The following is a 23,991-nucleotide window of genomic DNA, read 5'->3' as shown; positions in this document are numbered from 1 at the left end:
TTCTGCGACTCTTTGCCTCCGCCAGTAATATTACCGCAGAATCGTTTATTAAAGCGTACCTTTTGCGGCTGCTGGTAATTCTACCAGCACTTAAATCAATTAAATGGCAAACATTACGCAGATTGTTAATACAGACAAGAATTTGAAAACCCTAAAGAAAGGCCTTCATTATTCTGATCTTGACCAGTTGCTCAGCAGCAGCGGTCCCTTTACTTTTTTCGCTCCTTCTGATATTGCGTTTGAAAAACAGGGAAACAACTATATGGAAGACCTTTTAACAGCGGCCAATAAACCTGCCTTAACTGACCTGTTGCATAGCCATATTGTAAGTGGCATGATCAGTTTTCAAAACCTGAAGGATGGTGACAAATTAACCACTTTAAATGGCAAGGAATTGCTGGTAGAAGTGAAAGATGGCCGGGTAAATGTTGATGGCAGCCCAATCGAAATACGCCAACAACGAATTACAAATGGCGTGATTCATTCAACAGATACGGTGTTTATTAAAAAGTAATGCTGTTAGGCTGGGGCGGGTGTACTAAGCTCTGAGCCTGGCGAAGAGTCGGAGTATCACCACCGCCACCCTTGCCTGACCGGCAGGCAGGGATCTATAGTTTAATCACGATGATAAAAGAGAAACCCGTCCTGAGTATTTAAAAATACCGTTGCCCAATGTTAGGGATGTATTAAGGGCTGCATCCCGCAGCAGGCACCAACCGAGGGCGAAAACTGACTTAGCTGATTGCTAAGGATTGATCATAATATGCGCCCCGTGTGTTCCGGGATCCATGATCCATGGCATGCCGTCGGCGGATGGTTTCTCCGGCAAACCTGTACTTGCAGCAGTTGCATAAGGAATATAAATTACATAACGCAGGTAACCATTCTTTACTTCACCGGTTGCCCGATCAAAATCTTTATCTTTTGCAGAATAAACATACAATGTTGCGGGTTGTTTGGGCATTTGCAGGGTGCCTGCAATTACTTCTTTCTCCCGCTCATCAAATACCTGTTGACCGTTAATGCCCTGCTTTCTCAGTTCACGTCCTCTTTGCATAAAGGGTTCCAGATCCCTGACATAACACGCCACAGAAAAGTCGGGCACTTTAGGATCGTCTGCAAGACAAATCAATTCATTCGTGCCTTTTCGTAAAAGGACGAGTTGTGTATCGGCCGAATAGCCATAAACGGTGCAACTATCTCTCTTTTCCAGGGGAGCAGCTAATAATGCAGATTTAATTTGAATGGCTGCTGAGGGCAAATCATTTTCAGAAGAGGATGTCTCTTTTTTAGAATTGCATCCGTAACAAACACTGATCGCTGCCAGGAACAAAAGAATAACTTTCATGTGAAGTCTCTTTAAGTTGAAAATTAAACTAAGGATAAAAAGAACAAGGTCTTTTAAAGTTAGTTATTTTTTCTTCCGCCCGCCACGCGGAATAGCGGATACCCCGATAATAAAAGAACACATCAAAAAACAAATGCTGCTAATTAGTTTTTGTAACTTACAAATGAAAATCTTCATTTGTCGTGTGCGTCACTGGTTAACTATTGTTTATGCCTGATTATTATACACACATACTTGAGACAACCATTGAAGAAGATAATAAAACTCGCCATATTCTAGTCGAGGCGGTCATTGATGTTGACTCAGAATATACCGGCAGATACCGGGTGACCCTGGATGATAAATCAACCTTTTTAATTCACACCCCTGATCTTGGCTGGATTGAAGAGGAACATGGCGTGACAGAACTATCAAAAAAAGTAGGTTATATGATCGAACATCATGAGGCATAGATAAGTTCAGGTTGATTTTTTGTCACTTCAAATTTCAATTATATCAAGAACCAACTCTCCGCACCAATACGATCAAATCATAGTTCCGGTGCCTGGAGCGGAAGCGATAGAACTTCGTAAATTTATACAGAAAACCAGGTGTTATGACAAGTGAAAGACATATCATCAAGGTTGATAAAGAAATAACTCCCATTCATTACACAAGAAGAACAGAGCCGGTACTAACACCAGGCGCCGATTATTATGTTTGTTTTGGTAACAACATAGCTTATCCCTGCACACTTAAAGAGATCATTGAAGGCCGCAACAAAAGAGTGGTGATTACCAAGTATGACAACAATCAGCGTTTTGGTGAACACGTTCTATTTAGTAATGAAATAGGACAAACTCCGGAAGAAGCAGTTCGAAATACTGCAACTTTTTAAAAAGAAACATGGCAATCTTTTACGCCGTGAGGGGTGTACTTTTTTCGGCGAACACCTGTTAAGGCGGAATACTTACTCTGTCTGTTCAAATACAGTAACAAGTTTAGCTAAAAATAAAATCAAGCAAATATTTTTTCAAAGGAATAAATTGATAGTTCCCGGGAATAGCAGAAGCCCCTATTTCTTTCCACGCATTGCTTGCTCAATCCGGCATCCCTGGTCTTAGCAGTACAGTCAATTCCGGTAAACATCGGGATTTTTCGCCAATCAGGATGTCATGAACAAACTATATTTAAAGTGTGCCAGGCTGCGGCTGCGTACCTGTTTGGCATATACATTCATTGTATATTTGGAATCACTGATAAAAAACTTACGATGGGCCTTGGTAATAAAGTACTTTTCTTTTTTAGTTCGTTGGGAGCCTTTAACGGTCTTATTTTAGGTATTTATTTTATTTTTTTCGCAGCTAAAAAACACTTGTCCAATTATTTTTTAGGTGCTTTAATACTGGCACTGAGCATCAGGATAGGAAAATCGGTAGCCTTTTTTTTTGATTATAATGTACCGAAGACAATTTTACAAATTGGATTGACTGCCTGTACCTTCATTGGACCATTTTTGTATTTCTTCATAAAATCAGAATTAAATCAAACCAGGAAGCTGCCAAAACCATGGATGAAGCAACTGGCAGGTTGGCTCTTATTAATTTTAGGCGTGGGTGTCGTATATCCTTATGAGCAGTATCCTTCTTTATGGGGAAATGCTATTATCCCTCTCATTTATCTGCAATGGGGTTGTTATATAGCTTTTTCGATTTCACTATCAATACCTCTTCTAAAAAAAATCCGGAAAGAAAAGTTGAAACCGTTTGAAAAATGGATGTTGACCATCTGCGGAACTGTATCGTTAATATTTGTAGCATACGTTTGGGCATTTTTAAACATTACGAAAGGCAGCTATATTATCGGGCCTTTATATTTCTCATTGATCATTTATTTGGTCGTGTTTGCCTTACTATACCGCAAAAAAGCAAATGATCTGTCTTCCTTTTCTACGCAGAAAAATGGCGACAAAAAATTGCAGGAACAGGAGGCAAAATACATTTTAAGCAAGCTGGAAAGGGTTATGACGGAAAAAGAACTTTTCAAAAATCCCAATCTCAAGGTCAATGATGTGGCCAGGGAAATCAATGTTTCCGGGCATCAGTTATCCCAATTGTTGAATAATAATCTGTCGAAGAATTTTACGCTATTTGTCAACGAATACCGGATCAACGAAGCCTGTAAGATATTATCAGAAGACTCCAATTTTACGATTGATGCTGTCTCTTTGGAGGTGGGATTCAATTCCAAGTCTACTTTCTTCGCCACTTTCAAAAAACTCAAAGGAATGACTCCCAGCACTTTCCAACAATCGGTTACTCCGGATTTATAAACCCGTACTACTGAATTCAGGTTATCAGACCTTGCCAAAAAAAGTATCCCAGACATTTGAGAAAATACTTTTAAATGAAAAAGATAACCTTATTGTTAGGCTTATTGTCCGGCTTTTTTCCAGCATTTTCCCAGGACGCTCCCACTGAAAGACAATTGATAGAAAATACCATCCTGCTCTATTTTGATGGTTGGGCAACAGGAGATACTGTAAAATTGGGCAAAGCTATGCATGCTTCCTGTTATTTAAAAAATTACGGGGATGGGAAATTCACCCAATTTTCGAGAAACCACTACCTCAGTTTATTCAAACCCCATGAGAGGCCTAAAAACCTAAGCACCCGCATCGTTGCTATGGATATTACAAACAATATGGGTAGTGCCAAAGTGGAGATCAGCACTGCAAAGGATCTGTTTACCGACTATTTCAACCTCATGAAAACCAGCGAAGGCTGGGTGATAGCCGATAAAGTTTCTACCCGGACGCCTCACAAAATCTTTGACGTAAATGCCATCCGTCCCAAAAAAGAGACGATCCTGGAAGGGCTGAAACGTCCCTGGAGCATTGTTTTTCTGTCAGAAGATGAAGTGCTGATCTCAGAGAAAGAAGGTGACCTGGTAAAATACAACCTATCGAAAAAAGAAAAGACCAGGATACAAGGTTTTCCAACCGACCTGGAAGATAGCCTGGGCGGTTTTGGAGATAATACCGGTAAATTCGAAGTTTTGCTTGACCCTGATTTTAAAAACAACAAATACATATACCTGTCTTATGCTGCCAAAACAAACAAGGGAAGAACTACTAAAATTATCAGGGCCGTACTGGAAAATGAATCATTGCGGCAGATCAAAGTGCTTTTTGTGGCAGAACCTTATACCTATGAGCGGGTTCATTATGGAGGAGGAATGATCTTTGGAAATGACGGCAAATTGTATTTTACAATTGGCGAACGGATATTTACCGAAAAAGATGAACCGGCTATTCCCATAGCTCAAAATAGTGAAGATAAAAGAGGAAAAATTTATCGAATAAACGCCGATGGAACGATCCCAAAAGATAACCCGGATTTTGGCGATAAAGCAACTCCGGGATTATATGCTACAGGTATCAGGGCAGCACAAGGCCTAACACTTGAAAACACTACCAACAAAATATGGTTCAGCGAGCATGGTACACAGCAGGGAGATGAAATCAATGTGCTGAAGGCAGCGGCCAATTACGGTTGGCCCATGAAGACAACGGGCAAATATCGTTTTGCAGAGTTTGCACCAAAACCCATCCCTGGAAATAGCTACACAGAGCCTGTTTGGTCGTGGCTACACACCGTAGCGCCCACTGGTCTGCATTTTTATTCGGGCAACGAATTTGCTGCCTGGAACCGAAACTTACTCGTTGGTGGATTATCAAGGGGTAGCTTATGGCGGATGGTTATAGAGGGTGAAACTATAAAAAGTGCCGAGGAACTATTTACAGACGACCGGTTGAGAATACGGAAAGTAGTACAAAGTCCAATGGGTAAATTGTATATACTTTCTGATGAGTTGAATGGTAAATTGATACGAGTAAAAAATGGGGCTTATTAAACTAATGACAAATTACTTTTCAGATTGTTACATTCATCAGCCTAATAAAAAAAACTTCAACTAAAGCGAAACACGAATCATATTTCAAATGATAAAAACATTATCCCTATACTCATTTCCTTTTCCTCTTACGCTGTGGCGGGTGTACTGAGCTCTGAGCCTGGCGAAGAGTTGAAGTATCACCACCCGCCACTCCTGCCTGCCGACAGGCAGGGATCTGTAGTTCAATCACGGTGATGAGAGAGAAATCCGTCCAGAGCTTGCCGAAGGAGTATCAACTCCTGTATGATAAAAGAGAGCCGATGAATAGTTGTATTCTTCCGGCAATTTACAAATGCCGGACAGTAATTCTGCGTATTAATTAACTTCAACAAATCTAAAGGTTCGTGTGGCCGGTGGAGATACTTCGCTTGCTTCCTGCTTCACGCTTCGCTTTGCCCGCAGTCGCAATGACGCTGCTCAGTACACCGCCCACGGCGTGCTTTTTCGGCGAACACCTGCCAGGGCGGAATATACAGCACAACTCCTTCGGGTTGAATAATGATCAAAAAATAAATAGGTTTACTTTCGTTTGGCTAACGGATCGCCTTCCTGTAAAATATCAAAGCGATGAATGAATAAATCCGGGTCGCTGACATCTCAACTGTTTTCTATACGCAACCGGTATGGGAAAGAATTTTCATCTCAAAAATTGAATTTGCTGCATGCGCTGGGCAAGGAAAAGGTTACAAGCAAAAAGGCATTGCAATCTTACTATGACAGTTTACTTTACCTCCTGGCATATCCTGATAACCGATCCATTTACCAACTGGCGAATCAATCATTGCAGCAATTGCAATTGTACATTCAATCGCATGAAACTATAAAGGCAAGATTATATAATTCCGGCATCACGAATACACGGCTTTGCGCAGCATTCAGTTTTGAGATCGTAAAATGGCTGAGAAATAAGCATCCAAAAGATATCCGGTTCCATTCGTTTGAAGCTGATGACGGACAGATCCAATCCATCCTGGCGGTTGTCATGCCCAGGGTGGAGTCAGAAATATTGCTGGATACCCACGGCGCATGGCGATCATGGCTTCAACAATCATTGAAAGAAGGAGAAGATATGCTGGACCGGCTGATCGCTGTTTTTGAAGAAACGGATATTCGTCCGGGTGTCAGGGATGAGCTTTGGGTGGCTATCGGGATAAATGTAGAAATTGATTTTCCCTCTCATCATTGTCTTCCCGGGTCTTTAATTGTTCCTTACTATCATCGTTCGCTTATTAAAAAGAATTTCATCCAACCGCAGCACGATGCAAAACCCATCCGGGTAAGCCTTGATGAACAGGAAGCCGAATATATTATTGAATGCAGCAGGATGATACTGGTGCGCCAGCTTCGCGAAATTGATCCCATCACGTTTACGGCCAGCCGCCTTGTTTCATATTACCGCCTGGCCCGTGGTCTTTCGATAGCGCTGATGGGTATGGTTCCTGAACGAAGAAGTCCTATTGACAGCTATATGGGATACGTGGTTTTTAAAAATGGCTTGCCCCTGGCTTATGCAGGTTCATGGATCTTGTTTGACAGTGGCCGCGTCGGGCTCAATGTTTTTCCTGCTTACCGTGGCGGTGAATCCCAATACATTTTTGAACAGGTGCTGAAGCTACACAGCGAAGTTTATCAATTAAACCGTTTCAGTGTTGATCCTTACCAGGTAGGAAAAGAAAACAGCGATGCCATTCAATCAGGAGCATTCTGGATTTATTACCGGGCGGGGTTTCGTCCTATAGGTGAAGAACAAAAACAATTAGCTGAAGCAGAAGCACTGAAAATAAAATCTATCAAAGGCTACCGGAGCCCGGCTTCAGTTTTAAAAAAGCTGGCTGATTCAAGGCTGGAAATACTATTGGAAAAAAACGCAGTGAGGTTTGATGCAACTGACCTGAGCCTGGTATATGCCAGGATACTGAAAGATCAATACAACAATAACCGGAAACTGGCTGAAGAACACTGCTTCACAAAATTGGTTGAATGGCTACAGTTAAAAAATCATGGCGAAGAGAAGCTTCAATTCATTTTGAAGAACTGGTGTGTTCTCCTTTTCCGCAACGAACCTGCCTACGGGACAGGCAGGCAAGAACTGCTACGTAACAGCGGATTAAAAAAGATACTCAAAAAGTTGTTTGCATTAAAAGCAGAAGGCTCTGAAGAAGACTATATAGCCGAATTGCAGCAGGCAGAAGAGCTGAGAAAATTCTTTGAGAGAATGCTGAAATAATTGAAACCAGAACACGGAAAACACTGACCAAGTTGTCAAGGACTGGACTTAAACTCGTGTCAGCGGTTGCTAAAAAAAATCATGCCCGGGACATTTTAGATAGCCATCGGATTGCCCAGGCATGATTCATTTATCAAGGGGTTTTTCCTTTCATTTGTCTTTCTTTGATTTGTTCAATTTTTTTTGATGATCAATGACAGGAACAGGATGGGCCGGTGTTTTTATCGCTGGCAGGATGCTCTTTTTCCGAATTGTTTTTAGAGGTAGGACTTTTATATCCGCGGCATACTCAGTCATAGGTAAGCGCTGGAGATTGTTGTTAGTAAAATTTATTCCTGCAGGAAAGTTAGTTGTTTAATATTATTAATTGCGATTGAGATGTATGTGAAGTTTGGAGAATTTTTCAACTATTATGATATTCACTAAAGTCATTTAATTGATTACTCTTATAGATGTTGATGGATTAATTACCAATTGCCTTCCTGCTGTGCCCTGGTTCGTGTCTCACGAACCAGTCATGCTAAAACACTTCCCACAAATCTTTCAGGAAAGAAAAATTTTTCTCATTTAGTTCATAATACCTCGCCGAAGAATATTTATAATCACATGGATGTTTAGCCAGTTGCCAGTGCTCCGCCAAAGGGTTGTTATGAATATACTTCAACTTTTGAAAGGCTACTTCCCGGCTATAAAGATGAATAGCTAATGAATCCCTTTGCCAAAATTCATGTTTCTTGTTTCAGCATCCACTTTATATAATGCTAATTTTTCGCCGCCTTCTTTTAACAGCATCCTTCTGAATTCATGAGCAGTATATTTCAAAAAAGAACCCTGTGCCGTTTCTTTTCCATTCAATTCTTTTGTCCGCCATATGACATGAATATGGTTTGGCATAAGGACAAAAGCAAACACATCAATTTTTCCTTCGTTGGTCAGATATTCGAAAGAACTAAGAATAACATCTTTATAATTATCCTCCCATAAAAGCTTTTGCCATTGATTGATGGTAGCTGTCCAAAAAAATACTTCGCCAATCTCAATATATGATTTTCGTTTATGCTTAAATATATCTTCCGCCATTTTCAAAGCTACCTATTGTTGAGGATTCCGGCTCGTGTCATACGATATCGCCTGCTGATCATAGCTATGAAAACGCTCCTGCGCTGAAAACGAAACGGATTGTCCTGAATGATATACTCCAGTATGTGTTAATTTCATAGTTCTAATATGTTTAAAATGTTTTCAATTTGTTGTTGAATAACACAAGGTGCCAATGGAAATGCTTAACACTTTTGAGTAGTTAGGCGATGAAATTGGTATCCGCCCTTGGTGCGTGTCTTCACGCACCAATATAATCAAATCATAGTTCCGGTGCGTGGAGCGACACCGGGGCTTTCTTTTCTTACGGACACACACCAAAGCAGAGAGAATGTATTAAGGGCTGCATCTGCCATACATACCTACCGGCAGCTAATCCTTACCCAAATCTCTCCCTTAGGTTTTTGCTCTAATAGACCGGTATAGGGAATATTCCAGCGCCTTGTTTTTCGCCGATTTATTGGTCGCCTAATTTTAAGAGACTGCAAGCGAAAAACACAGCCGCCTCCGGCGGCTACTTATAGCACGCAGCGGAGTCTTGTTTCTATAGGTTTTTCAAATTTCATGTTGTTCTCATCGGCCAATTCTGCAGTGGAAATTTTGACATAAGGAAATGTACCGCATAAAATTGGCCTTGAATTTTCTTTGTTACTTTCTTTTTTTTAAGAAAAAGAAAGTAAACGGAGTCTGCGTAACCGAAAGAAATAATCGAGAAACCGGTACATGTTCAAACTACATGCAACATGCGTTTAGTCATTACGGACACTAGCGCAGGCGAAGGAGTTTATAGTATTCGCTGCAACCAGCGATCGTAAAATCCCCAGCTGTTGCAGGTTTTACAACAATTTCAATCCATTGTTTTACCGAATGCGAACAGAATGCGCTACTTTGATTCTATACTTGAGTGGTGTATAGAACGGTGATGCATGATCGACTTTTTTGCAACAGCAAAATCCTACTTTATGAACAAACATGTATGGCTTCTTTTTTTATTGGCTATTCCTGCCTGGGCTTGTTGTCAAACACTACCCGACAGCGTGGCCATTGGAAAAAATAAAAAGGCATCTGCTGTACAATATGGTGTTGCCAGTTATTACCACAATAAATTTGAAAACAAGAAAACGGCTAATGGTGAAGTTTTCAGCCAGCAAAAAATGACGGCTGCCTGCAATACCCTACCCCTCAATAGCTGGGTAAAAGTTACCAATACAAGAAACAAAAAATCGGTGATCCTGCGCATCAACGACCGTATGCATCACAAAAACAAAAGGCTGATCGATCTTAGCCTTGCGGCAGCCAAACAACTCAAATACACCGGTCATGGTCTCACACAGGTAAAAGTGGAATGGCTCGGCAAAAAAAAGCCAAAACTCAAGGAAAAGGAAGACTATGCGGGGATAAAATAAGTCATGCCGCATCGGAAGAGATCCGATGTTAACAGGAGAATAACTATTATCAAACAGTTAAGTAAAAGAAGTTTACGCCGTGGCGGGTGTTCGCTGCCTTGGTGCGTGTCTTCACGCACCAATATAATCAAATCATAGTTCCGGTGCGTGGAGCGACACCGGGGCTTTCCTTTCTTACGGACACACCAAGGCAATGGGCTGAAACTTTCATATCTATTCATTTGTCCAATAATTTGCCATTGCTTCCGCCTGCTTCATCACAGTTTCAATAGCTTTTGGTTGCTTATCGGGTGGATAGCCATACTTTGTTAATGTTCTTCTCACCAACACCATCAACTTAGCTCTTGCACTTTCTCTTATTGTCCAGTCTATAGTAGCATTGGCTCTTACTTTATCCGCTATCTCTCTTGCTATATCTTTTAATGTTTCGTCGCCTAATACTTTAACGGCGCTATCATTTGTTTCAAGAGCATTATAAAAAGCTACTTCATCTGTTGAAAGCCCGAGTTTTTCTCCTTCCTTGTCTGCTTCCCTCACATCTTTAGCAAGATTTATTAATTCCTGGATGATTTCGGCTGTGGTCAATAAGTTGTTCTGGTATTTTTTAATTGCTCTTTCGAGCATTTCGAGCAATGCCTTGCTTTTTACAAGATTGGTTTTTGTTCTGGATTTTATTTCATCATTCAAAATTCTCTTCAGCAGTTCCAATGCAAGGTTCTGATGCTTCAATCCTTTTACTTCCATCAAAAACTCATCTGATAAAATAGAAATATCAGGTTTCTTTATTCCTGCTGCATCAAAAATGTCTATCACTTTATCACTGGCAATGGCCTCATCTACCATTTGTTTTATTGCCGTTTCTATTTCTATATCCGATTTGCCGGCGCCAGTTCCTTCAAACTTTACCAGTCTTGCTTTTACTGCCTGGAAGAAAGCTATTTCATCTTTTATCTTCATAGCTTCTTCATCGGGTATAGCCAATGCAAATGCCTGGCTTAGCAAAGTGGTTTCATTGATAAATCTTTCTTTGCCCTGTGGCAACCCCAGAATATGTTCTTCTGCTTGTAATATGATGGATAATTTTTCGTTAGCATCGGCTTTGAAAAATCTGCGGTAGTTAAACCTGAAGCTGTTGCTGTAATACGCTTCGGGTTCTTCCATTAAAATATCGCTGCGGGTCTCGCTATCTTCATTAAACATTTGCTGCACTATTTCAATCTTCTCTTTCATTACTTCAATAGCCTTATCAATATTCTCTGTTGGAAATCCTTTACCACCCGCATCTGAATAAAAAGACAATGCTTTTTTTAAATCAGTAGCAATGCCGAGATAGTCCACTACCAATCCGCCCTTTACATCTTTAAAAATCCTATTCACCCGTGCAATAGCCTGCATCAGATTATGGCCATGCATAGGTTTATCAATGTATAAAGTTTTTAAGCAAGGAGCATCAAAACCGGTAAGCCACATATCCCGAACGATTACCAGTTTCAGTTCATCTGCTTCATCCTTCATCCTGTCGGCAAGTGTGTTTCTTTCTTCTTTAGTAGTATGATGTTTTTCCATCTCAGGACCATCGGAACTGCTAGCTGTCATTACTACTTTGATCATTCCTTTACTCAAATCATCATGATGCCATTCGGGACGGAGAGCAATAATCTCCCTATATAATTCAACGGCGATGCGGCGGCTCATGGTTACAATCATGGCCTTACCAATAAATACCGTTTGCCTCGCTTCAAAATGAGCAACTATATCTTTCGCCAGGTTTTTTAATCGTTCAGGATGGCCAATGATGGCTTCCAGTTTGCTCCATTTGGCTTTTGCTTTTTGTTTCTCCGTCAGTTCTTCCTGCTCCAGTTCTTTATCAAATTCTTCAATCAGTCTTTTCCCTTCTTCGTTTAAATAGACTTTTGCCAAACGGCTTTCATAATAAATCTTTACGGTAGCACCATCATTCACCGCTTGCGAAATATCATAAATGTCTATGTACTGGCCGAATACCTGTGGCGTATTTACATCGGTACTTTCAATGGGCGTGCCTGTAAAACCGATATATGTAGCATTGGGCAACGCATCCCGCATGTATTTAGCAAGACCATAAGCAATACGCTGGCCTATCACTTCTTTTGTCTCTTTGTCCTTTACCTCTTTCATCACCGCTTCAAAGCCATATTGGGTACGATGCGCTTCATCGGCAATTACTACAATGTTTTTTCTTTCTGAAAGACGATCATACTCCGCTTTTCCTTCTTCCGGCAAAAATTTTTGAATAGTGGTAAATACAATGCCGCCGCTGGATACTTTCAATAGTTCTTTCAGATGGGTTCTGCTTTCGGCCTGCACAGGGTCTTGTCTTAGCAATTGGCGTGATGCTGCAAAAACACCAAACAACTGCTCATCCAAATCATTGCGGTCGGTAATGACAAGAATGGTTGGGTTTTGCATTTCAGGTGATGTAATGAGCTTGCCGGCATAAAATAACATGCTTAGGCTTTTACCGGAGCCTTGAGTATGCCAAACCACGCCACCTTTTTTATTTCCTTTTTCCCCTGAAGCCTGAACGGTACTTTCCACCGCCCTGTTAACGGCAAAATATTGATGATAGGCAGCGAGCTTTTTTTCAGTAACAATTTGTGTAAGTCCTGTTTTGGGATCCTCTCTTTTTGTTTTTTCAAATACAATAAAGTTGCGAATTAAGTCAAGTACTGTAGCATGGTTGAGCATGCCCACCAGCAACGTTTCCAGTTGAGGACGGAAACGTGAAGCATCTTTAACACCATCGGCGCTTTTCCATACCATATAGCGGCTGATACCAGCAGACAAAGTGCCGGCTTTGGCAACATGGCCATCCGATATAACGCAAAATGTATTGTAGGTAAACAATGAGGAGATGGTTGCCTTATAGGTTCTTAACTGATCATACGCTTTTTCGATAGTGGCATTTTCATCTGTTGCATTCTTCAGTTCGGCAACAATCAGCGGAATACCATTGATGAACAGTAACAGATCGGGCCGCTTGTTTTGGTGATTTTCAACAATGGTATATTGATTTACTACAAGGAACTGATTATTGAAAGCGTTTTCAAAATCTATCAGCGCTACTTCATAACTGCGTTCGAAACCATCCTGCTGGTAGGGAATCTTTACTTTTTCTACCAGGTATTCGTGAAAAGTTTCGTTGCTATGGATTATATCAGGTGAGTAAATGCGAAGCACTTTTTGTACCGCTTGTTCTCTTGCATACTCCGGGATAAGAGGATTCAATACTCCAACAGCTTTTCTCAACCTTTCCACCAATATTATTTGTTCAAAGCTTTCTCTTTCCTGGTTTTCGGCGCCGGGAGCAATGGAAAGACCAGGAACATATTCCCAGCCCAGTGATTGAAGGGTTTCAATGGCAAAGATTTCTATATTTGATTCGGTGATGGGTTTCACTTTGTCTGAACTATGATTTGATTGATTTTTGTGATTCCGGTGATTTAAACTTTTTATTCGTTAGTCTTTTAAAATTCAGGCTCGTTTCACCGAAGTTGATTAATAATCCAATTTCAAGATTATAGGCTTCAAGATAGTTAATAGCTTGCGCAAGATGAACATCTTCCAGTTTAGTAATAGCTTTCAATTCGACAGAAACAACTCCTTCTGTCAGAAAATCAACCCTCCGTGTGCCTATCTGTTGCTGGCGGTAATAGATTGGCATATCATGTTCCCGGGAAAAAGAAATATCTGCCAACCGCATTTCAATCTCAAGAGCTCTTTGATAAATGACTTCCTGGAAACCGTTACCAAGTGTTTTGTGAACAGTCAAAGCACAGCCGATTACTTTGGCTGTCAGTTCAGAATATTTATATTGTTCCTTTATCATATCATTAAACTGTCTGAACTATGATTTATCTGATTTTTGTGATTAAATGATTCTTACATATAACAAGTATCACGGCAATCATTTAATCATAAAAATCACAGTTCAGACATTTCGACCCGTACTTCTCCACTCATCAGCTTGGGCAATAATGTATCCCGAAGTTGGGTGAGGGTTTTGATTTGCTTTTGATTTGCTTTGATTTTATTCCAAGTTTCCGTAACAAAATTTGAAAATGCCGTTAGTTTTTCTTCAGGGGGTTTTGGAAACTCAAAATTTGAAATATCTGAAGGTTTTAGAGAAGGATATGCACTTGTTGAGCCTTCAGCAACTGAATCAAAATAATCTATTGTTTCATCTCTTGTTAGCAGTAAATAAATAAAATATGGATTAATATTTCTACAAGTTATAACACAAAATCCTGTAGATACTATAGTGTTTGGTTTAATATTATGAAGTAGTCCATAATGCCTTTGTATTGGTCTAACTAAAGAATATACAATATCGTTTTCTTTAACTATTCTTTGGGCTCTGCTAGGAGCATCAGATAAATTATACATTTGAAAACCGGAAATTACACCTTGTGTAATTGAACCCGTATCCAAATATTCTATTTCAGAGTATGGATAACCATTAGAAATATTCTTGCTATTAATATCTGCCACATCGGAAATTTTAATGGTGTCAGAATCTGTCCCCGCCTCTTCCACAAACCACTGCCTGAAAAGCGTTTCAGCTAATTGTTCTAAGGTTTTGTTTTGGCGATGCAGTAAATCTATTTTATCATCGAGGCTGCGGAGAATAGAGGCTATGGTGATTTGTTCTTTTGGATTATCAGTTACTGCAACATCTATGGAATTAAGTAATGACTGTGTCACCAAAGGATGGCTAGAACCTTCAGCAAACTGATTTAAATCCAGATGCCTCAAAAAGTAATAAAGGAATTTTGCAGAAAAACCATTTTTGGGTTTAGCAGCTAAAGCATTATCTGAAACCCAAACAGGACCTTTGTTATAATAAACCGATCCACAATAAGCCCCAACCCTGCCAATTATAATTGTTTCATCATCATAATTTGATTCATCGGTATATCCTAAAATCCCGTTACCGCCATATACTGGTATCTTTCCTTCAGATCCTGGTCTGACTTTTCCATTTCCAAATCTTAATAGATCAACCAGTTTCAGTTTTTTCCATCGCTGATAAAAAACAATCCCAACTCTATCAATATGCTCAAGCACATCTTTATCAGTCACAGTGGCATAATTAATCAAATCAATTTTATAAGGGAGGTTCAGTTGGTCTAATTGCACACTCAATCCGGTAATATCATCAAAAGAAATATTTCGCCCCTTCACGGCAAGGTCTATGTCAGAGTCTGGCCGGTAATTGCCTTTGGCCCTGCTGCCAAATACCAGCACTTCATCCACTTTGGGGTTGCTTTCAAATACTTTCTGTATTTGTTCTATAATATTTTCATCCAATCCAAACTGCATAGGTATATCAGCTAAGGCGTTCTACTTCCAGCCTTGTTTCTAATTGTATAAATAAGGGGAGAAAAACTTCTATGGTATCGGTGGCAATCTCATTGGCCGTTTGCTCATCATAAGTATGAGATGTTTTATTTCTCGATACCCTCATTCTTCTCCAGTTTTCTGCATCGGTAATCCACCCTTCTTCAATGGCAGCTTCTATTACCGTGGCAACCACTTCTGGAAGGCTATTTCCATTATAACGCATCAAATCCCTGAGAGTTTTCCAGGCCAGTTCAAATGTAAACTCAAACCGCTGTATCAGCCCGTTCATCTCAAGGTCGTTCATATCAAACAAACCGATGTCTGCTGCTTCATTCAGTCTCGCCAATGCTTTTTTATAATTATTGAAACGCTGTATCCAGCGAATGTCTCTATTGGGTGGCATTAACGTCAATATTTATTTTAGCAAGCTTTGTTTTTATCCGTTCATTCAATTCGGTTTCTTCAGCCATCTGTTTTTCCAACTCTGCCTTCAGCGCAATAAAACGTTCAGCAAAATTGAAATCATCTTCTTCGTCGGGCAGTCCTACATAGCGGCCGGGCGTCAATACATAATTTAATGCTTTTACTTTCTCAATGGTTTCGCTTTTGCAAAAGCCCTGTATGTCTTTGTAGCCGCCGTTTACGTTTCTCCAGCTATGATAAACAGCCGCAATTTCTTCTACATCACCGGTTTTGTCAATGCCCTTTTCCCTATAATAATCCTTGTCTGTTAATACCCTGTTTTTACGATTTATTAATTCGCCTTTGTTTCTGGCATCAATAAAGAGTATCTCACCTTTTCTTTCCCTGAAGTATCCGTTGTCTTTATTTCTTGTAAGAAACCATAGGCAAGCTGGTATTTGTGTATTCAGAAAAAGCTTGGTAGGCAAGTTTACAATACAGTCTACCAGGTCCTTTTCAATCAGGGCTTTTCTTATTTCTCCTTCATTATTGGTTTGCGAAGTGAGCGAACCTTTTGAAAGCACAAAGCCAGCTTTACCTGTTGGCGCCATGTGATAAATAAAATGCATGATCCATGCATAGTTGGCATTGCCGGCCGGCGGCGCCAATCTTTCTCCCAACACACTCCATCTTCCATCATCCCGCAACAATTCACCGCTCCAGTCGCTATCATTAAACGGCGGATTAGCCATGATGAAATCAGCTTTCAGATCTTTATGGGCATCATTCAAAAAACTTCCTTCGTTATTCCACTTTACATTGCTACTATCAATACCCCGGATAGCGAGATTCATTTTGCATAAGCGCCATGTGGTCTGGTTGCTTTCCTGTCCGTAAATGGATATATGATCTGCAGGATTTAATGATAACTTCTTTCCATTCTTTTTTTTGTAATGATCCTGGTGATGTTCAATAAATTTTTCGCTTTGTACAAACATGCCGCCGCTGCCGCAGCAGGGATCAAATACACGGCCTTCATAAGGTTCGAGCATTTCTACCAACAATTTCACTACACTTTCGGGAGTATAGAACTGTCCGCCTTTCTTTCCTTCGGCAAGTGCAAACTCACCTAAAAAATATTCGAATACCCTGCCGAGCACATCTTTGCTTTGGGCTTCCTTAGTTCCTAAAGCTGCACTGCCTACAAGGTTTACTAATCCACCCAAACTTGCTTTATCCAGTTTTTCCTGGGCATACACTTTGGGCAACACGCCTCTCAAAGATGGATTGTCTTTTTCAATGGCATCCATTGCATCATCAATGTCTTTGCCGATGGTTGGTAATGCAGCCTGGCCTTGTATCCATGTCCACCGGGAAGATGGCGGAACATAAAACACCTTTTCGGCTGTATATTCATTTTTATCTTCGGGATTGGCCCCTTCATATTCTCCTTCACCCTTTAGCAGTTTTTGATGCAGCTCTTCAAATGCATCAGATATATATTTGAGAAAAATCAATCCCAACACCACATGTTTATACTCCGCAGCATCCATGTTCTTGCGAAGTTTATCAGCGGCCTTCCAGAGTTTCTTTTCTAGTTGTCCTTCATTCTTTTCCTTTTTTCCTTTCACCATACCTAAATTTTGTTCGAGCACAAAATAAGAAAAGGGAAGTAGATTTAACGAAACGGATAGTGTACGATAGAAACGATAGTGATGATTGAGTAAATGGCTTGGTATTATTTTTTACGACTGATTAAGAAACTAAAATGAAAAATATCTGCCAATATTGATGTGTCGTTTAAGCTTCGGAGGCCGATAGCTGACCAAAGGACCCTTATTAATCAGCCTATCTAGTTAGAAATAAGAAAGTCATCCTGATTATTCAGAATGACTTCTTCCGAGGTCCCTAGCGGATTCGAACCGCTGTACGAGCTTTTGCAGAGCTCTGCCTAGCCACTCGGCCAAAGGACCATTACAGCATTTTTTGATGCGCTGCGAAAATAGGATATTTTTGATAATTGATTGATTCTGTCATCTTAAAAATTAGTCATGAGCCGCATTGCTGAGTCCGAACTCATTATTAACCCCCGCGGAGCCGTGTACCACCTCGATCTCCGCCCCGAAGAAATTGCCGGTACCGTGGTGACGGTGGGTGATCCCGACCGGGTGCGGGAAGTGAGTAAACATTTTGACTCGGTGGAAATCATCCGGCAACACCGGGAGTTTATCAGCCATACCGGCTATGTGGGTAAGAAAAGACTGACGGTCCTGTCGTCCGGTATCGGCCCGGACAATATCGATATCGTCATCAACGAACTGGATGCACTGGTCAATATTGATTTTGAAACCCGGCAGATTAAAAACCAACTCACGCCGCTGAATATTATCCGCATCGGCACTTCGGGCTCCTTGCAGGCGGATATCCCGGTAGATAGTTTTGTAGCCGCCACCCATGGCCTGGGAGTGGACAACCTGCTGAACTTTTACCGCCATGAGCAAAATGACGAAGAACAACAATTGCTGCAATCTTTTGTTACACATACACAACTGCACGGCCAGATGAGTTACCCTTATATCAGCCATGCGGCGGCTTCCCTGATCAAACATTTTGTAAAAGATTTTCACCAGGGCATCACGGTGACCTGCCCCGGTTTTTATGGACCGCAGGGACGGATCTTACGATTAGGAATCCGCAACCCGAACCTGATCAACCGGTTGACGGATTTTCGTTTTGGTCAGCATCGCATCACGAATTTTGAAATGGAAACTTCGGCGATCTATGGATTAGGAAAATTGCTAGGGCATAATTGCCTGGCGATTAATGCCATCGTCGCCAACCGGATCAAACAGGAGTTTTCAAAAGACGGGAAAGCGGCGGTGGAGAAGTTGATAGTGAGGTTTATGGAGATTTTTTCGAAAAGTATAGGCTAGTGGGGAGTGGGGAATGGCGAGTGGGTTTGGGAATTGGGGAGTTGGAGAAGAATGGGACTGATTCAAATTACATAAATTAAACCTATCAACTATGCTGAATTTATCTCATAAGAACTTGGAAGTTTATCGATTTTCGTTGAATCTTGTAAGGGAAGTGTATAAAGCGACCAGGCAGTTTCCGAAAGAAGAACAATTTGTTTTGATCTCCCAGGTGCGAAGGTCGGCCATTTCTGTTTCCAGCAATATCGCAGAAGGGGCATCACGGATATCAAAAAAAGAAAAAAAACGTTTTTATATGTATATGAATTAGTCAGGAGCTTCTTGAGGAAATGGGTACGCATTTACTTGATTGCGATGATAAGCTCCGATGCTTTTTGAAACCAGTTCTTGTTATTGTATTTTTTATTTACTTTTTGCTCCCGACTTATCGGGACAGGCTTTGACGCAATTCTTCGACTTGGCTCAGAAGTAACAAAAAAAGTCAAGCCCCGATCGCTATCGGGGCGGGCCAGCGCACAAGCACTCCGAAAGGTTGAAAGCCGCCCACTTATTCGAAGTGGAAGGGCGAAGATTGTTTATCGTGCTATGCGGAGCAACGGGAGGCGCTGCTTTTCGGCCCCCTCCTAAATCCTCCCCCGGTAGGTGGAGGACTTTCCTCCGTAGGGAGATTTCGAAAAAAAAGAGGCGCTGGAAGTGTCCCAAAACAGAAAACTGCTGTTGAGAAATAAATTATAGAGTTGATGGAATATTTTCGCCCAATATTTAGTTTAAGAATAAAGTAATGATTTCCTATGCAAATCGAATTTTATAAATACCAGGGAACGGGAAACGATTTTGTTATTGTCGATAACCGTGACAACAAATATTCTTCGTTAAGAGAGTACCAAATCCGTTGGTTGTGTGACCGTCGAATGGGCATCGGCGCCGATGGGTTTATGATGCTTAATGAGAAAAATGGTTATGATTTCGAAATGAAGTATTATAATTCGGACGGCCGTGAAGGCAGCATGTGTGGTAATGGCGGCCGTTGCATTATCAAATTTGCTTACCACCTCGGCATTCACCGCAACGAGTATAAGTTCATAGCGGTTGATGGCGAACATGAGGCAGAGATAGATGTCGATGGCATCGTGTCGCTGAAAATGAAAGATGTGGATACGATCCGCAAAGTGCATGGTGATTTTGTGTTAAATACCGGTTCACCACACTATGTGAAACTGGTAAACGACGTGATGGACATGGATGTTTACAAGAAAGGAAGGGATATCCGCTATAGCAAGGACTTTGAACAGGAAGGCATCAATGTAAATTTTGTAGAACAGGCTGGTGATGATAAGATCATCGTTCGCACCTATGAAAGAGGCGTGGAAGATGAAACCTACTCTTGCGGTACGGGTGTTACTGCTGCGGCGCTGGTTTGCTATCACAATGAAAATGGTTTTAACGATGTAGAAGTTAAAACACTGGGCGGCAGTTTAACGATCGAGTATGATCGGCTGGATGATGAAAAGTATGCTAATATCTGGTTGTGCGGACCCGCGGAAAGAGTGTTTGAAGGCTCTGTACAGGTGAAATAGGTTGAATGGGGAATGGGAAGTGGGAATGGCGAGTGGGGTGTGGCGAGTGGGTGGCTATTCATTATTATAAAAACATAGGGTGGCTAGCAATGAGCTTGTCGAAAGAGGAAATAATTAAAGACTTACGGTCCTGCTCAGATGAGTTCATTAGTTTTTGCGCATCAATTCATGATGATTCTTTTTTCCACCAACCTTCAACTAAGTGGTCGATTGCGCAAAATGTAAAGCACCTTGTTATTTCGGCAACCACGACCCGGTTGGCATTTATACTACCCAAATTCATTGTGAGACTCTATACAGGCAGGCCCAACCGCTCTTCCCGTAGTTATGATGAGTTGGTAAATAAATACAAATTAAAATTACAGCAGGGCGGCAAAGCTTCTGGCATTTATATTCCTAAAACCATCAACCCGCAAACCGGGAAAGAGAATATGCTGAATGATTTTTCAAGAACGATGAACAGGCTTATCAGCAGCATACAGAAAAATTATCGTGACGACCAGTTGGATCAGTTCCTTGCCCCTCATCCCCTGCTGGGTAAAATAACGTTGCGGGAATTATGCTATTTCACCATTTATCATACCCAACATCACCTGAACATTATTAAAGAAAGAGGCGGGGAATGAAATCAGCAATAAGATGTATGAGGGGTGAAAGTGAAAAGCGAAAAGATAAAAGTGAAAAGAATAACATTCACTGACCTCCTGCTCAGTGTTGAATTATATTGAGGATTTCATGATCCACCCCCAATTGAAATTTCATCATGGTCAAAGCGCTTCCCCCGTCCCGATGACTATCGGGAGGGACAACGTACACTCCTCCGCCCGAACAGTCATGTGAAGCTGCCTTGACCACCTCCCCATTCCCCTCTAACCACGGCCCACTTGCCACTTCCCTTTCCCCATGCCCCACTAGCTACTAGCCATCCCCCACCCCTCCTCACTTCATCGTTTCCCCCTACCTTTACGCCGTTTTATGATAAAATATTTTAAAAATATTAATCACCAGACGGTTGAAATAGATAAGCCGGAAGATGGTGCATGGATTAATGTATTGCCGCCGTTGAAGCAGGAAGAATTTTCTGAACTATCCTCCCAATTGGAAATACCCCTTGACTTTTTGACCGACTCGCTGGATATTGATGAAAGAAGCCGGTTTGAAAAAGAGGATAATGTACGGCTCATTGTGATAAAAACGCCCACTGAGAATAATTCATTTAATGAGAGTGATGCCTATTATATCACAATCCCTATTTGTATCATTCTTACGCATAATCATACGGTAACGGTCAACTCTTTTGAAAACGCAGCGATCAAGAAATTCCTGAACACGTTTCAAAACAGGGATGCCGATAAAAGGAATATGATTGTGCTGAAAGTGTTTGAAAAAATAGTTCAAAACTTTCTCGATACACTGAAAGAGATCAATCAACGCCGCAACATCCTGGAACAAAAATTGTATGATGCCAGCCGGAACGAACACCTGCTGCAACTGATGCGCATTCAAAAAAGCCTGACCTATTTTGTGACAGCCTTACGTTCCAACGAGCTCTTGTTTATAAAATTGGAAAGAACCAATTTTCTTGGGCTGAATGAAGATGAGAAAGAGTTTCTTGCCGATCTTACCGTAGACAATTCGCAGGCTCTTGAAATGGCGAATATTTATGCTACCATGCTTACGAGTACGCTGGATGCTTTTGCCAGCATTATCGCCAACAATCAAAACCAGGTCTTAAAAAGACTGGCGGTTATTACTATCGTATTGACTTTCCCTGTTTTGATAGCAAGTATTTTTGGCATGAATGTTCGCAGTGGTTTTGAACATTCGCCGTATGCATTTTATATTGTCGTATTTGTATCCTTAATTATAGCCTTAACGATTGGCTGGCTTTTTTTCCGAAGAAAAATATTTTAATTCGTATGTCAATATTTACTATCAGGGTATATGGACTCCTGGTTAATGAAAAAAAACAAGTGCTGGTAAGTGATGAATATATCCGTGGCAACTATTATACAAAATTTCCCGGTGGCGGCTTAGAGTTTGGTGAAGGCACGAGAGATTGCCTGAAACGGGAGTTCAAAGAAGAAATGGATCTTGAAGTAGAAGTGGGTGAGCACCTTTATACTACCGATTTCTACCAGATGTCTGCGTTCAATCCCAGTCACCAGATCGTCTCCATTTACTATCATGTAAAAGCATTGGAAGCAATCAAAGTTCCGCTGCGGGACAAAGTTTTTGATTTTGATGAAAAGCAATTGTCGGTTTATAACGAAAAAGGAGAAACAGAAACTTTCCGCCTGATTGAATGGGATGACTTTTCTGCAGAAAGTGTCACACTACCCATTGATAAAGTAGTCGCCGCACTTATAAAAGAAAGGAACTAATCTATTCATCACCCATTGCGGCCTTCTTCATGGCGGTGGCTTGTTCAGGCCCGAGATATTTTTCAATCAGGCTATGAACAAGATAAATAACCGGGGTCAACAGGATCGCCACTGTAAATTTATAAATGTAGTTCACGACCCCAACCGCGATAAATAAATTAAACGGCCATACAAAATCATTACCACTTCGATTTACCCTGGTACCAACGTAGAAAGCGATAAACAATACCACAAAACTGTCGATGAATTGCGAGATTAAGGTTGACCCGGTTGCCCGAAGCCAGATATTTTTTTCACCGGTCGCTTTTTTTATTTTATGAAACACGAACACATCAATTAACTGGCCCAGGATAAAAGCAGTCAACGATCCGATGATGATAAAACCGCCCTGGCCCAGCACACTGTTATAAGCCTTTTCCATATCGGGCACGCCACTACCCTGTTTGCTGGTAATGAAAAAATCTGCCGGTGTCAATTTCATGGCGCCATAAAAAACAAGGAAAGCAAAGGCAATCAGGCCCGCTGTCAGCCAGGATAAAAACCTCACTCCTTTCATCCCATAATATTCATTAATGATATCCGTCATGATGAAAACTACCGGCCAGAGTAAAACACCGGCTGTGAGATTCACCGAAAGATCGTTTCCGAACAAGTGAATATTTAAGGGAGCAAAACCCAGTGTTTTCTCCAACGAAAAAATTTTTACCCCAATGATCTCTGCGATCAGGGCATTAGCAACAAAAAAACCGCTTAATATCAAAAATAACCGGGTGGGCTTATGATGGATAATTGCCTTCAACATTGATGAAAATTATATAAAGCATTAAAATAAAAAGGAACACGATGTTGGCAATGATCAGCCAAAGAGGAACCGGGATTTGTTTTTTTCTGACCAGCACGATCAAATAGCAAACAAGGGTTGCCGGAACAATTAACAAACCCATCACAAATCCAATAGTGATAATAGTGGAAGAAACTACTTCGGTATTCCCTTCTCTTCGCACCAGGAATGCCAGGGAAGCAAGGAAACATAACCCGCAGATAAAAGCCAGTCTTGACAAAAATAATAGCCAACCCATCGGTGATTTTCGTCTAAAATAGCATTATTTTGTCAGCCTGAAACTGAATGCCCCGGGCTAATTTTGCGGGGCTTTCTTTTAAAACAAAGCCAACGAATGTTCCTGCCCGGTTTTCCATAAACGATGACTGACCCGGGAAGATTAAAAAAATTATCAATGAAACCGACATGACAAAATTTTCATTTTTATTACACAGGGAAATGAAAATTTTTGTCATCA

Annotated in this window: 23 protein-coding genes and 1 tRNA gene; 13 read left to right on the top strand and 11 right to left on the bottom strand. The window is 41.0% G+C overall.

Annotated elements, in window-relative coordinates; translation table 11 throughout:
- Positions 1-103: 103 nt before the first annotated feature.
- On the top strand, positions 104-514 hold the full coding sequence (locus P2W73_RS09425) for a fasciclin domain-containing protein (protein ID WP_276501773.1): 411 nt from the start codon (positions 104-106) through the stop codon (positions 512-514).
- Between the two features lie 231 nt (positions 515-745).
- On the opposite strand, the gene P2W73_RS09420 is transcribed toward P2W73_RS09425, so the two are convergent.
- Positions 746-1,348 carry a hypothetical protein gene (locus tag P2W73_RS09420; RefSeq protein ID WP_276501772.1) on the bottom strand — a complete coding sequence of 201 codons (603 nt, stop codon included), beginning with the start codon at positions 1,346-1,348 and terminating at the stop codon, positions 746-748.
- A gap of 209 nt (positions 1,349-1,557) precedes the next feature.
- Here P2W73_RS09420 and P2W73_RS09415 point away from each other — a divergent pair, with 209 nt between their 5' ends.
- The 5 genes from P2W73_RS09415 to P2W73_RS09395 all read left to right on the top strand — a co-directional run bounded on the left by P2W73_RS09415 (position 1,558) and on the right by P2W73_RS09395 (position 7,511).
- Positions 1,558-1,800 (top strand): hypothetical protein, encoded by a 243-nt coding sequence (locus P2W73_RS09415; RefSeq protein ID WP_276501771.1) that lies wholly within the window; start codon positions 1,558-1,560, stop codon positions 1,798-1,800.
- 143 nt (positions 1,801-1,943) lie between these two features.
- Positions 1,944-2,225, top strand: coding sequence for a hypothetical protein (locus P2W73_RS09410; RefSeq protein ID WP_276501770.1), 282 nt, complete (start codon positions 1,944-1,946; stop codon positions 2,223-2,225).
- Between the two features lie 375 nt (positions 2,226-2,600).
- A complete protein-coding gene (locus tag P2W73_RS09405) occupies positions 2,601-3,659 on the top strand; it encodes a helix-turn-helix domain-containing protein (RefSeq protein ID WP_276501769.1) in 1,059 nt (352 codons plus the stop codon).
- Between the two features lie 74 nt (positions 3,660-3,733).
- The gene (locus tag P2W73_RS09400; RefSeq protein WP_276501768.1) at positions 3,734-5,242 is read left to right on the top strand and encodes a PQQ-dependent sugar dehydrogenase; all 1,509 of its coding nucleotides are present in this window, start codon (positions 3,734-3,736) and stop codon (positions 5,240-5,242) included.
- Between the two features lie 613 nt (positions 5,243-5,855).
- Positions 5,856-7,511, top strand: a complete 1,656-nt coding sequence (locus P2W73_RS09395; RefSeq protein WP_276501767.1) for a hypothetical protein — start codon at positions 5,856-5,858, stop codon at positions 7,509-7,511.
- A 702-nt stretch (positions 7,512-8,213) separates the two neighbouring features.
- On the opposite strand, the gene P2W73_RS09390 is transcribed toward P2W73_RS09395, so the two are convergent.
- Together P2W73_RS09390 and P2W73_RS09385 are read right to left on the bottom strand one after the other, a co-directional pair.
- Positions 8,214-8,591, bottom strand: a complete 378-nt coding sequence (locus tag P2W73_RS09390) for a hypothetical protein (RefSeq protein ID WP_276501766.1) — start codon at positions 8,589-8,591, stop codon at positions 8,214-8,216.
- Between the two features lie 12 nt (positions 8,592-8,603).
- The gene (locus tag P2W73_RS09385) at positions 8,604-8,729 is read right to left on the bottom strand and encodes a hypothetical protein (RefSeq protein WP_276501765.1); all 126 of its coding nucleotides are present in this window, start codon (positions 8,727-8,729) and stop codon (positions 8,604-8,606) included.
- Positions 8,730-9,571: 842 nt separating this feature from the next.
- Here P2W73_RS09385 and P2W73_RS09380 point away from each other — a divergent pair.
- Positions 9,572-10,015, top strand: coding sequence for a septal ring lytic transglycosylase RlpA family protein (locus P2W73_RS09380; protein WP_276501764.1), 444 nt, complete (start codon positions 9,572-9,574; stop codon positions 10,013-10,015).
- 213 nt (positions 10,016-10,228) lie between these two features.
- On the opposite strand, the gene P2W73_RS09375 is transcribed toward P2W73_RS09380, so the two are convergent.
- From P2W73_RS09375 to P2W73_RS09350, 6 genes are all read right to left on the bottom strand, one after another.
- Positions 10,229-13,453: a type I restriction endonuclease subunit R gene (locus P2W73_RS09375; RefSeq protein WP_276501763.1), complete on the bottom strand. Its 3,225-nt coding sequence runs from the start codon at positions 13,451-13,453 to the stop codon at positions 10,229-10,231.
- Between the two features lie 10 nt (positions 13,454-13,463).
- Positions 13,464-13,883 carry a GxxExxY protein gene (locus P2W73_RS09370; protein WP_276501762.1) on the bottom strand — a complete coding sequence of 140 codons (420 nt, stop codon included), beginning with the start codon at positions 13,881-13,883 and terminating at the stop codon, positions 13,464-13,466.
- 95 nt (positions 13,884-13,978) lie between these two features.
- On the bottom strand, positions 13,979-15,376 hold the full coding sequence (locus P2W73_RS09365; RefSeq protein ID WP_276501761.1) for a restriction endonuclease subunit S: 1,398 nt from the start codon (positions 15,374-15,376) through the stop codon (positions 13,979-13,981).
- A gap of 7 nt (positions 15,377-15,383) precedes the next feature.
- Positions 15,384-15,800, bottom strand: coding sequence for a nucleotidyltransferase substrate binding protein (locus tag P2W73_RS09360; protein WP_276501760.1), 417 nt, complete (start codon positions 15,798-15,800; stop codon positions 15,384-15,386).
- A complete protein-coding gene (locus P2W73_RS09355; RefSeq protein ID WP_276501759.1) occupies positions 15,787-17,433 on the bottom strand; it encodes a type I restriction-modification system subunit M in 1,647 nt (548 codons plus the stop codon). The genes P2W73_RS09360 and P2W73_RS09355 overlap by 14 nt, the downstream gene beginning before the upstream one ends.
- A gap of 268 nt (positions 17,434-17,701) precedes the next feature.
- Positions 17,702-17,772 (bottom strand) — tRNA-Cys (locus tag P2W73_RS09350).
- A 78-nt stretch (positions 17,773-17,850) separates the two neighbouring features.
- On the opposite strand from P2W73_RS09350, the gene P2W73_RS09345 reads away from it, so the two are divergent.
- The 6 genes from P2W73_RS09345 to P2W73_RS09320 all read left to right on the top strand — a co-directional run bounded on the left by P2W73_RS09345 (position 17,851) and on the right by P2W73_RS09320 (position 22,693).
- Positions 17,851-18,732: a nucleoside phosphorylase gene (locus tag P2W73_RS09345; protein WP_276501758.1), complete on the top strand. Its 882-nt coding sequence runs from the start codon at positions 17,851-17,853 to the stop codon at positions 18,730-18,732.
- Positions 18,733-18,823: 91 nt separating this feature from the next.
- Entirely contained in the window at positions 18,824-19,042 is a 219-nt protein-coding gene (locus tag P2W73_RS09340; protein WP_276501757.1) for a four helix bundle protein, read from the top strand.
- A 481-nt stretch (positions 19,043-19,523) separates the two neighbouring features.
- Entirely contained in the window at positions 19,524-20,309 is a 786-nt protein-coding gene (gene dapF, locus P2W73_RS09335; protein ID WP_276501756.1) for a diaminopimelate epimerase, read from the top strand.
- Between the two features lie 89 nt (positions 20,310-20,398).
- The gene (locus P2W73_RS09330; RefSeq protein ID WP_276501755.1) at positions 20,399-20,935 is read left to right on the top strand and encodes a DinB family protein; all 537 of its coding nucleotides are present in this window, start codon (positions 20,399-20,401) and stop codon (positions 20,933-20,935) included.
- 349 nt (positions 20,936-21,284) lie between these two features.
- Positions 21,285-22,223, top strand: coding sequence for a magnesium transporter CorA family protein (locus P2W73_RS09325; RefSeq protein ID WP_276501754.1), 939 nt, complete (start codon positions 21,285-21,287; stop codon positions 22,221-22,223).
- Between the two features lie 5 nt (positions 22,224-22,228).
- Complete coding sequence (locus P2W73_RS09320) at positions 22,229-22,693, top strand: NUDIX domain-containing protein (protein WP_276501753.1); 465 nt, start codon at positions 22,229-22,231, stop codon at positions 22,691-22,693.
- Between the two features lies 1 nt (position 22,694).
- On the opposite strand, the gene P2W73_RS09315 is transcribed toward P2W73_RS09320, so the two are convergent.
- Together P2W73_RS09315 and P2W73_RS09310 are read right to left on the bottom strand one after the other, a co-directional pair.
- Entirely contained in the window at positions 22,695-23,495 is an 801-nt protein-coding gene (locus tag P2W73_RS09315; RefSeq protein WP_276501752.1) for a queuosine precursor transporter, read from the bottom strand.
- Positions 23,470-23,772: a hypothetical protein gene (locus P2W73_RS09310; protein WP_276501751.1), complete on the bottom strand. Its 303-nt coding sequence runs from the start codon at positions 23,770-23,772 to the stop codon at positions 23,470-23,472. Before P2W73_RS09310 ends, P2W73_RS09315 begins: the two co-directional genes overlap by 26 nt.
- Positions 23,773-23,991: the final 219 nt, after the last annotated feature.

This window comes from Terrimonas pollutisoli, from assembly GCF_029360765.1.
Taxonomy (GTDB): Bacteria; Bacteroidota; Bacteroidia; order Chitinophagales; family Chitinophagaceae; genus Terrimonas_B; species Terrimonas_B pollutisoli.
The sequence above is the reverse complement of the archived record's forward strand: the minus strand, read 5'-3'. Positions and strand labels throughout refer to the sequence as shown.

What these genes read in the sequence shown, in the direction of transcription:
- P2W73_RS09425 (WP_276501773.1), top strand. Translation starts at nt 104, where the DNA reads ATGGCAAACATTACGCAGATTGTTAATACAGACAAGAATTTGAAAACC.
- P2W73_RS09420 (WP_276501772.1), bottom strand. Translation starts at nt 1,348, where the DNA reads ATGAAAGTTATTCTTTTGTTCCTGGCAGCGATCAGTGTTTGTTACGGA.
- P2W73_RS09415 (WP_276501771.1), top strand. Translation starts at nt 1,558, where the DNA reads ATGCCTGATTATTATACACACATACTTGAGACAACCATTGAAGAAGAT.
- P2W73_RS09410 (WP_276501770.1), top strand. Translation starts at nt 1,944, where the DNA reads ATGACAAGTGAAAGACATATCATCAAGGTTGATAAAGAAATAACTCCC.
- P2W73_RS09405 (WP_276501769.1), top strand. Translation starts at nt 2,601, where the DNA reads ATGGGCCTTGGTAATAAAGTACTTTTCTTTTTTAGTTCGTTGGGAGCC.
- P2W73_RS09400 (WP_276501768.1), top strand. Translation starts at nt 3,734, where the DNA reads ATGAAAAAGATAACCTTATTGTTAGGCTTATTGTCCGGCTTTTTTCCA.
- P2W73_RS09395 (WP_276501767.1), top strand. Translation starts at nt 5,856, where the DNA reads ATGAATAAATCCGGGTCGCTGACATCTCAACTGTTTTCTATACGCAAC.
- P2W73_RS09390 (WP_276501766.1), bottom strand. Translation starts at nt 8,591, where the DNA reads ATGGCGGAAGATATATTTAAGCATAAACGAAAATCATATATTGAGATT.
- P2W73_RS09385 (WP_276501765.1), bottom strand. Translation starts at nt 8,729, where the DNA reads ATGAAATTAACACATACTGGAGTATATCATTCAGGACAATCCGTTTCG.
- P2W73_RS09380 (WP_276501764.1), top strand. Translation starts at nt 9,572, where the DNA reads ATGAACAAACATGTATGGCTTCTTTTTTTATTGGCTATTCCTGCCTGG.
- P2W73_RS09370 (WP_276501762.1), bottom strand. Translation starts at nt 13,883, where the DNA reads ATGATAAAGGAACAATATAAATATTCTGAACTGACAGCCAAAGTAATC.
- P2W73_RS09365 (WP_276501761.1), bottom strand. Translation starts at nt 15,376, where the DNA reads ATGCAGTTTGGATTGGATGAAAATATTATAGAACAAATACAGAAAGTA.
- P2W73_RS09360 (WP_276501760.1), bottom strand. Translation starts at nt 15,800, where the DNA reads ATGCCACCCAATAGAGACATTCGCTGGATACAGCGTTTCAATAATTAT.
- P2W73_RS09355 (WP_276501759.1), bottom strand. Translation starts at nt 17,433, where the DNA reads ATGGTGAAAGGAAAAAAGGAAAAGAATGAAGGACAACTAGAAAAGAAA.
- P2W73_RS09345 (WP_276501758.1), top strand. Translation starts at nt 17,851, where the DNA reads ATGAGCCGCATTGCTGAGTCCGAACTCATTATTAACCCCCGCGGAGCC.
- P2W73_RS09340 (WP_276501757.1), top strand. Translation starts at nt 18,824, where the DNA reads ATGCTGAATTTATCTCATAAGAACTTGGAAGTTTATCGATTTTCGTTG.
- dapF (WP_276501756.1), top strand. Translation starts at nt 19,524, where the DNA reads ATGCAAATCGAATTTTATAAATACCAGGGAACGGGAAACGATTTTGTT.
- P2W73_RS09330 (WP_276501755.1), top strand. Translation starts at nt 20,399, where the DNA reads ATGAGCTTGTCGAAAGAGGAAATAATTAAAGACTTACGGTCCTGCTCA.
- P2W73_RS09325 (WP_276501754.1), top strand. Translation starts at nt 21,285, where the DNA reads ATGATAAAATATTTTAAAAATATTAATCACCAGACGGTTGAAATAGAT.
- P2W73_RS09320 (WP_276501753.1), top strand. Translation starts at nt 22,229, where the DNA reads ATGTCAATATTTACTATCAGGGTATATGGACTCCTGGTTAATGAAAAA.
- P2W73_RS09315 (WP_276501752.1), bottom strand. Translation starts at nt 23,495, where the DNA reads ATGTTGAAGGCAATTATCCATCATAAGCCCACCCGGTTATTTTTGATA.
- P2W73_RS09310 (WP_276501751.1), bottom strand. Translation starts at nt 23,772, where the DNA reads ATGGGTTGGCTATTATTTTTGTCAAGACTGGCTTTTATCTGCGGGTTA.